6 protein-coding genes and 2 pseudogenes are annotated in these 8,198 nt (G+C 68.9%); 3 read left to right on the top strand and 5 right to left on the bottom strand.

Features of this window, described 5'->3' with window-relative positions; genetic code table 11:
- Positions 1-209 precede the first annotated feature (209 nt).
- The 3 genes from AB0B72_RS09090 to AB0B72_RS09080 form a co-directional block, all read right to left on the bottom strand.
- Complete coding sequence (locus AB0B72_RS09090; RefSeq protein WP_367738064.1) at positions 210-806, bottom strand: dihydrofolate reductase family protein; 597 nt, start codon at positions 804-806, stop codon at positions 210-212.
- A 271-nt stretch (positions 807-1,077) separates the two neighbouring features.
- A complete protein-coding gene (locus AB0B72_RS09085) occupies positions 1,078-2,211 on the bottom strand; it encodes a LuxR C-terminal-related transcriptional regulator (RefSeq protein WP_367738063.1) in 1,134 nt (377 codons plus the stop codon).
- A 356-nt stretch (positions 2,212-2,567) separates the two neighbouring features.
- Positions 2,568-2,996 carry a winged helix-turn-helix transcriptional regulator gene (locus AB0B72_RS09080; RefSeq protein WP_367738062.1) on the bottom strand — a complete coding sequence of 143 codons (429 nt, stop codon included), beginning with the start codon at positions 2,994-2,996 and terminating at the stop codon, positions 2,568-2,570.
- A 109-nt stretch (positions 2,997-3,105) separates the two neighbouring features.
- Here AB0B72_RS09080 and AB0B72_RS09075 point away from each other — a divergent pair, with 109 nt between their 5' ends.
- Positions 3,106-4,131 carry an NADP-dependent oxidoreductase gene (locus tag AB0B72_RS09075; protein WP_367738061.1) on the top strand — a complete coding sequence of 342 codons (1,026 nt, stop codon included), beginning with the start codon at positions 3,106-3,108 and terminating at the stop codon, positions 4,129-4,131.
- On the opposite strand, the pseudogene AB0B72_RS09070 reads toward AB0B72_RS09075, so the two are convergent.
- Positions 4,087-4,568, bottom strand: a pseudogene (locus tag AB0B72_RS09070) (transposase); the annotation flags it as partial. The gene AB0B72_RS09075 and the pseudogene AB0B72_RS09070 overlap by 45 nt on opposite strands.
- A complete protein-coding gene (locus tag AB0B72_RS09065) occupies positions 4,559-5,122 on the bottom strand; it encodes a TetR/AcrR family transcriptional regulator (protein ID WP_367738060.1) in 564 nt (187 codons plus the stop codon). The pseudogene AB0B72_RS09070 and the gene AB0B72_RS09065, both read right to left, overlap by 10 nt.
- Positions 5,123-5,235: 113 nt before the next feature.
- On the opposite strand from AB0B72_RS09065, the gene AB0B72_RS09060 reads away from it, so the two are divergent.
- On the top strand, positions 5,236-5,673 hold the full coding sequence (locus AB0B72_RS09060) for a nuclear transport factor 2 family protein (RefSeq protein ID WP_367738059.1): 438 nt from the start codon (positions 5,236-5,238) through the stop codon (positions 5,671-5,673).
- Positions 5,674-6,339: 666 nt separating this feature from the next.
- A pseudogene (locus AB0B72_RS09055) lies at positions 6,340-8,198 on the top strand (hypothetical protein); the annotation flags it as partial.

The raw sequence follows: 8,198 nt of genomic DNA, 5'->3' as shown, positions 1-8,198 counted from the left end.
CGCTGATCTGAGGTCCGTGCTGATCTGAGGTCCGTGCTGATCTGAGGTCCGTGCTGATCTGAGGTCCGTGCTGATCTGAGGTCCGTGCTGATCTGAACGCTCGCGCTGATCCAAGGCCGTGCTGATCTGAGGTCGCGCGGACCGCTCGCGGGCTCGTCGACGGGCGAGGGCCGGCTCTGGCCGGCGAACATACGCGCCGCCGGCCCGGCCTATCCCTCGGCGATCGGCCGGTAGGTGCACGCGAGCACACCCTTCGGGCTGGTGACCGTGGAGACCAGCTCGAACGCGCGCAGCGCGCCGTCGTCCGGGAAGATCTTCTTGCCACCGCCGAGGATCACCGGCTCGATGTTGAGGCGGAGCTCGTCGACCATGCCCTCGCGCATCAGCGTGCGAGCGAGGGAGGAGCTCCCGATTACGAGAATGTCGCCGCCGTCGGTCTCCCGCAGCTTCCGGATGTGGTCGATCGCCTCGTTCCCGGCGATGCGCGTGGTGTTGTTCCATGTCAGCTCGTCGTCGCGGAGCGTGTCGGAGACGACGTACTTCGTGATGGCGTTCATCTGGTCGGCGAACGGGTCTCCGGCGCGCTCGGGCCACGCCTCGGCCGCCTTCTGCCACGTGCGGCGCCCGAACAGCAGCGCCTCGGTCGTGGTCATCGCGTCGGAGAACGCACCACCCACCACCTGCGGGTCGAAGAAGCGGAACGACCAGCCGCCGTGGGCGAAGCCGCCGTCGGTGTCCTCGTCGGCTCCGCCCGGCGCCTGCACGACGCCGTCCAAGCTCATGAACTCGATGATCACGATGCGCATGGGATTCGCTCCTCCAGTGAATGTGTCGCCGAATCGGTGCCCGGCCTCTCCGCCCCGGGACGTTGCCCCGGTCTTCGCGGCCGGCATGACCGTACGCTATCGCCGACAAAAAAACTTGTCAAGGAGTCTTCAGTCGTCGGTGCCGGCAGGCGCGGCGAGCCTCGGAACACGTCGCCAGATCTCCACCGTCAGCCCCGGCTCACGCCCCGGCGCCCGCTCACACCACCGCATCCGCTCACAGCCCCGCGTCCGTCCGCACCACCGCGGCCGCTCACACCAGCAGCAGCGCGAGATCCTTGCGGTCGTTGACGCCGAGCTTGGTGTAGACGCGGCAGAGGTGGTTGGCGACCGTGCGTGGCGACAGCGTGAGCCAGCCCGCGATCTCCCTGTTGGTCAGGTTCCATGAGGCGAGCCGGGCGATCTCCAGCTCCCGGGCGCTGAGCTCGGCGCCTCCCGTGCCCTCGTCGGGGCCGCGGAGCCGGACGACCCGCTCCAGTCGGTTGCGCGTACGGACGGGGCCGCACCAGGATCTGATGATCTGGCCGTGGATGGGATGCGCGAGCCGTACCCGCAGACGCGAGCCGTGAGGCACCACCGTGACCAAGCCACGCCTCTCCACGCCTTCGACCGCGTCAGGTGAGGTCAGGGTGACCAGCGCGTCCAGGTCGAGGGGCTCGCCGAGGGCGACGAACTCCAGCACCTCGCGTTCGGCCTCGTCGAGCCGGCCGAGGCCCGTTTCCGCCAGCGTCCGCAACCGTTCGCTCAGCACGAGTTCACCGCGCCACCACCACACCCCGCCGGTCTGCGTGAACGATCCGGAGGAGATGATTTCGACGAGGAAGCTCACGTTGCCCCGGGTCGCATGCCAGAGCCGCCGGGCCGTCAGCTCCTCCACCGGCCCGCCCAGCATCGCCGCGGCCAGCCGTGCCGAATCCTGCGGCGAAAGCGGCCGCAGGTCGAGCCGGGACACCAGGCCGTCCTTCCATAGCGAGGTGATCGGCCGGGGAAGATCCGTCCCGGACAGCGTGGTCGCCACCAGCCGGGCACCGCGGTGCACCACCAGATGCCTCACCAGCGCGGCCGACCGCGGATCGAGGAGATGGGCGTCGTCCACCGCCAGGATGAGCGGGAGATCTCCCGCCACGATGTCCGCTGCCCACCTGATCGGATTGACCGGCCCCGGCGAGCCGGGCAGCAGATGAGCGAACGCGCCGTAGGGCACCTCGGTCTCCACACCGGAGATCCGGCAGACCCGTGTGCGGCTGGTCTCCAGAGCGGCTGTCGCCTCGGTCAGGAGCCGGCTGCGTCCCGAGCCCGCCTCGCCCGCGACGAGGATCCCCGCGCGCTCCCGCAGCGCGGCCCGGATGGCGTCGCGCTCCACCGTACGTCCAACGAACAGGACCATGTCCATCTCCTACGTCGACCCTCTTCGACGCTAGAGATGACCGGGCACGAGCGGATCCGGGCCAACCCTGCACCTTCACGCCCGCCTATTGGGGCTACCCCTTAGAGGTCGGCTTCGGAAGTCCTTCGAGGGTCGGCCAGAGCCTGTGTACGTCGTCAGACGCCGAGGGCGACGGGCTTGGGGGCTCCTGGGTCCTGTTCGGAGTTCGGATCATTTGGTTGTGAATTGTCGAGCACAATGCCGTCCGACCCGGTAGGGCACAGGTATGGCGCGTAGTGACCTCACCGGCGATGGGACGGCCCCGGTCAAGTCGCGTCTGCCGCCGGGTGGTTGGCGTCGTTCCGGCCGCCGGCCCATCAGCTGGACGCAGAGGGGAGGGGGGTGGCCTCGGCGGGCGTGCGGGCGTCGAAGGTCCGGCGGCTGGCCAGGATCTCCGAGGCATGCGCGATCGACCAGTCGGCGATCGCGGTGGTCAGCTGTCCGACCTCGACGCCCAGCTCGGTCAGCGCGTACTCCACCCGAGGCGGAACGGTGGGATAGACCGTACGGCTGACCAGGCCGTCGCGTTCCAGCGCGCGCAGCGTCTGGGCCAGCATTTTCTGTGTGATGCCCTCCAGGAGCCGCCGCAGGTCGTTGAAACGCATGGGATCGTCCTGTCGCCGCAGGGCTGCCAGAACGTACAGTGCCCACTTGTTGGCCAGGACCTCAATGACGGTGCGCGAGGGGCAATCGCGGCGATAGGTGAGAGCCACGCCCTCAGAGTCATGAGCCGATGCGGTATCCATGGGGTACCTAGATATCATATGGGTGCCTTCTTTACTACAGGTACCGTTGACGACCAGCATGGAAGCCGCGGCCGGACGGGTCGCAGTGACTATGACGAGGACGTGGGCGATGAGTACGCGCATGCTGGCCGTGCGCCAGCGGACCTTCGGCGGCCCGCAGGTGCTGGAGGTCGTTGAGACCGGACGGCCTGAGCCGGGCCCGAACGAGGTGCTCGTACGGATCAAGGCTGCCGGAGTGAACCCTGCCGACTGGAAGATCCGCTCCGGACTGCTCAAGCACAGGTTCGAACCACCGCTCACTCTCGGGCTGGACCTGTCGGGCAGGGTGGAGGCGGTCGGCGAGGCGGTGACCCGGTTGCGTCCGGGCGATGCCGTGTTCGGCAACGCCTTCCCGCCCAACGGCGCCTACGCTGAATACGCGGCGGTGCCGGACACGTGGCTGAGCCTGATGCCGTCGAACCTGGACCATGTGCAGGCCGCCGCGCTGCCCACCACAGCGCTCACCGCCTGGCAGCCTCTGACTCACGTCGCGCCCATCACCGCCGGGCAGCGCGTACTGGTACACGCGGCCGCCGGCGGCATCGGCCACCTGGCCGTGCAAATCGCCAAGGCGCGCGGCGCGTACGTGATCGGCACCGCCCGCGCCGACAAGCACGCCTTCCTGCGCCGGCTGGGCGCCGACGAGCTCATCGACTACACGCAGGTCGACTTCGCCGAGGTGGCGCGCGACGTGGACGTCGTCCTCGACCCGATCGCTGACGACTATGGGCTCCGTTCGCTGGACACCCTCGCGCCCGGCGGGACGCTCATCGACGTGCGCGGCACCGGCCCAGACCGCAGCGCCGTACGCAAGCTGGCCGACGAGCGCGGCCTGCACTTCGTGGAGTTCGGCTTCACCCCATCCGCGACCGACCTGGAGGCGATAGCCGGACTGGCACAAAGCGGCACCCTCCGGGTCACCATCGAGACGGTCCTACCCCTGGCGGACGCGGCGAAGGCACACGAGCTCAGCGAGACCGGCCGGGTCAAAGGCAAGATCGTCCTTATGGTGAGCGAAGCGACTGAGGGGCCTGCACAGGCCTTCGGCTCATCAGATGGATTGAAGGCTTCGGACCCACAAGATGGTCCCGCGTAGACGAAGGCCGGCGAGGTGGCTTTCGGGAGTCTTCCCGAAGCGGAAAGCCAGCCCGCGCCACTCCTTGATCCGGTTGATGCGGCGTTCCACCGTGTTGCGCAGCTGGTAGAGATCTGAATCGTCCGTGACCGGGCGGCCGCCACGGGAGCCGCGTTTCTCGCGGTTTGCCGCCCGGTCGGCCTTCTCCGGGATGACGGCCTTGATGCGGCGTCGGCGCAGATAGGCGCGGTTGCCGCGGGAGGAGTAGGCCTTGTCGGCGGCCACCGCGCCTGGCGGGGTGCGCGGGCGGCCGACGGGCAGGCGGATCTTGATGCGGGCCGGCACGGCGCGAAACTGCGGGCTGTCTCCGGCTTGGCCCAGGGGCAGGACGAAGGACAGCGGTCGGCGGACAGATGGAGCTTGCCGGCCGGCCCGCCCCGCGAGCGGCCTAGCCCGGACGCAGACAGTCAAGCACGAGGGTTGCCAGACGGCCGGGCTTGGCGAGGTCGGCGCGTTGGCGTTGTGCGGTCAGCGCAGCCAGGACGATCGCGTGCACGTCGGCCGCGTCCACGTCAGCTCTGACCGCATCGGCGCGTTGAGCCCGCGCCAGCAGTTCCGCGAAGACCTCTCGCAGGTCCGCGGCGGCCTGCAGGGTCGCGTCTGCCAAGTTGATTCCTGCTCCGGCGAGTGCGTCGGCGAGGTCTTGCTTGGCGTTGGCGTCGCTGATCATCTGGAGAAGGAAGGTGAAGAACGCCGATCCGGCGTCGTCGGCTTGCAGGGCTGAGTGCGCCTTGGAGGTGAGCTGTTCGAGGTGCTCCTCGATGGCGGCTTCGAACAGTTCTTCCTTGGTCGGGAAGTGACGGTGGACCGTGCCTGGGCCGACCCCGGCCCGGCGGGCGATCTCGTCCAGTGACACGCCGATGCCCTCGGCGGCGAAGGCGGCTCGCGCCGTTTCAAGGATCCGTGCCCTGTTGCGTCGCGCGTCGGCCCGCAGCGGCCGCGTGGTACTCATCGTCCCCATATCCATACATCGCTCTGGGATTCGGTTCTCCGCAGACAACCGGGGCATACGCCCCGTATAGTAACCGGGGCAATGGCACCGCTTATCGTCTTGAGGAGTGTCTCATGTCCCCTTCCACACCGCGCGCAATCGTCGAACGCCTCCTTCGTCTCACCGCAGAGGGACCCTCGGAGGGCATGGCCGATGTGTTCGCCGAAGACGCCGTCTTCGAGATGCCGTTTCTTCCCCCGGGTGCACCGCAGCCGGAGCCGGGACGTGAAGCGTTCCGGGCTCACCTCAAGGCGGCGGTGGGCGTGCAGGAGTTCGACTCCGTAGACGACGTTCACATCCACGAGACGGCCGATCCCGAAGTCGTCGTGGCCGAGTACCGGCTCCACGGCCGGGTCGTCGCCACTGGAAAGCGGTTCGCTTCCCGCATCGTCATGGTCGCCCGAATCCGTGCCGGAGTGATCGTCTGGTCTCGCAGCTACTCCAACCCGCTCGATGCCGTGATCGCCTTCGACGCGGTCCACGATCTGCTCGCCGGTCTGACCACGGCATAGCTTGCCGGTCGGCTCCACCCGCCTTTTCGAGGCTGAAGCCGGACCCGGGTTTGGACCTTTCCCCGGTCGGATATCCAGGCGGTGGAGCCGGCAGGTAGGCCTATCGTGATCCACTCTCGCCGATCGGCCAACCTGCTCTGCCCGTTGCCGCTGCCTGCCGCTTGGAGACGAGCGCCCAGCCCTGCGGGGGAACGGAACTCCAGCCGCTTGAGCAGACGCGCAACCGCTCGGGGACGCTCTTCCAGTCGTTCGGAGACGATGGTCCAACGTTGGTAGATCTTTTACGACGTCTGTGACCTGGTCTTATGTCCGGGCTTTGCACCGTGTTTTGTCGGTAGCGGTCGATAGCGTGGGAGTTGTTGGACCGTTCCGGCGGTGGTGAAGGGGGTGCTTGAGGTGTCGGTTGATTCGATTGATGGCTGTTCGGCCGAGGAGCACTCCTCACCCGTGCCGGCCTTCCCCTTTGCCCTCACCAATGATGTCGGCGCGGTGAGCGGGGCGGTTCCGGAGCTGTTGAAGGGCACCCCGCTTGATCCGTGTTTCGTCTCGCCGGGCAGGAGCGACCACAACGCTCATGGCGGCGTTCCGGTGGGCGGATCACCCGGCGATGACCGGTCCGACGCCGGTGTTGGCGCCGGCGCCGGTGTTGGTGACGCTGGTGTTGGGGTGGCGGGGTCGGGGGTGCTGGCGGGTGAGTTGCTGCGGATCGCCGGGCGGTTGGCGGTTGCCGCCGTGCCGGACGTCCCGGCGTTGTGCCTGGATGAGGCGGAGACGTTGATACGGGCGCGGGATCTGGTGACGTCGGCGCTGGCGGCCCGGGTGGAGCGGGTTCATGTCACTGGTGAGGCCAAGGCGCATGGGCATGCCTCCACCGGGACCTGGCTCCGCTCCAGCACGCCCATTCCCAGCCCGGCCACCACAGACCCCGCCACTCCCGATCCGGCCACCACGGACCCGGCCACCGGCCTGGCCACTGCCGATCCCGTCTCTCCCGGTGCGGGCGGCACTGTTGCGGCCCGCACGGCAGGCGCGTCCGTCGGCGGTGATGCGGTCGGTGCTGGTGGAGGGTCGGTGGGGAGGGTCGGGCCGGGGATGGGTAAGGGGGGTGCGGCTCAGCTGATGCGGATGGCCGTGGAGTTGGCTCGTTTGCCGGTGATCCGGGAGCGGTTTGCTTTGGGTCTGTTGCCGGAGGGGTCGGTGGAGGCGATTACGGCGGTGACGGCCAAGTTGAGTGACGAGGATGCCGTGCGGGCTGAGCCGATCGTGGCGGAGTTGGCCGGGAACGGTTCTCCGGCGGAGATCGCCAAGGTCGGCCGGTACCTGCGGGAGTTGCTGAATCCGGGGACGCTGGACAAGGAGTGCGACGACGATTACGCCGCCCGGTTTTTGTTGTTGCGGCAGTCGCGTACCGGTGGGGTGGAGGGGGAGTTCCGCCTTGCGCGGGAGGCGTCCGCCGCGCTGGTGGAGTTCATGACGGCCTACGCCCGTCCCAAGGACAAAGACGACGACCGGCCGTTGCGGGTGCGCCAGGCTGACGCGTTCGCGGCCTTGCTGACCAAGAAGGTCTCCAGCGAGTTGCTGGTCTTGGTGCGCGCCGAATCGATGCCCGATGACGTACCTGCCGCACCCGGCATGGACGACAGCAGCGACGGTGGCCCCCACCAGCACGGCGACGCCCTCTGGCAAGACGCCGACCTCCGGCAGGATGAGGACGGCCCACGGCAGCAGGACGACAGCCCCTGGCAGGGTGACGGCCCCCGGCAGCAGGACGACGACGGCCTCCGGCAGGAGACTGCCCACCCTGCCCGCACACCGGACGAGCCCACCAGTGCCACCCCCGACCCGGCCACCGGACCCACCAACGGATCCACCCCCGACCCGGCCACCGGACCCACCAACGGATCCATCACTGATCCAGCCGCTGGACCCACCAGCGAGCCGACCACCGGCTCCGCCGAGCGCGGCCAGCCTGCAAAGCCCGCCGAGCCCACCGAGCCCACCGAGTCGATCTCCACCCCGACCCTCCAGCCGGACACCACACCCCACCGACTCGGGCACCTCCGGCCACCCGAGGAGGACTCCCGCCAGGAGGCCCCATCCGGCGGGGCATCCCCGCCTGGGCACGATCACCAACAACCGGACACAGGCACACGCGCGGGCACCGAAACACGCACGGGCACCGGCGTGGACAGCGGCATGGGCTCACGCACGGGCATGGGTGCAGGTGTAGGAAGCGAAGGAGACACGGACCGGGACACCCGTGCGGGTGCTGGCGCGCGTGCGGACGCCAGCGGGTCCGCGGGCACCGGTGCGGGCAGCGGGGGACGCGCAGACCGGGACGCGCGTATAGGTACCGGCGCGTCCGCGGGTGCCGCAGCATCTTCGGATGCGTGTCGTACGTGTGGGCATGCCCCCGATCGGCTCGCGCCTGGGTTGCTGATCGCTACCGGGCATCTGCTGCCGATCAGCGACATCCACCGCCTGGCCCGCACCTCACGCCTGACCCGCCTGGTCATCAACGCCCA

The organism is Microbispora sp. NPDC049125 (assembly GCF_040802045.1).
In the GTDB taxonomy this organism is placed as follows: Bacteria; Actinomycetota; Actinomycetes; order Streptosporangiales; family Streptosporangiaceae; genus Microbispora.
The sequence above is the reverse complement of the archived record's forward strand: the minus strand, read 5'-3'. Positions and strand labels throughout refer to the sequence as shown.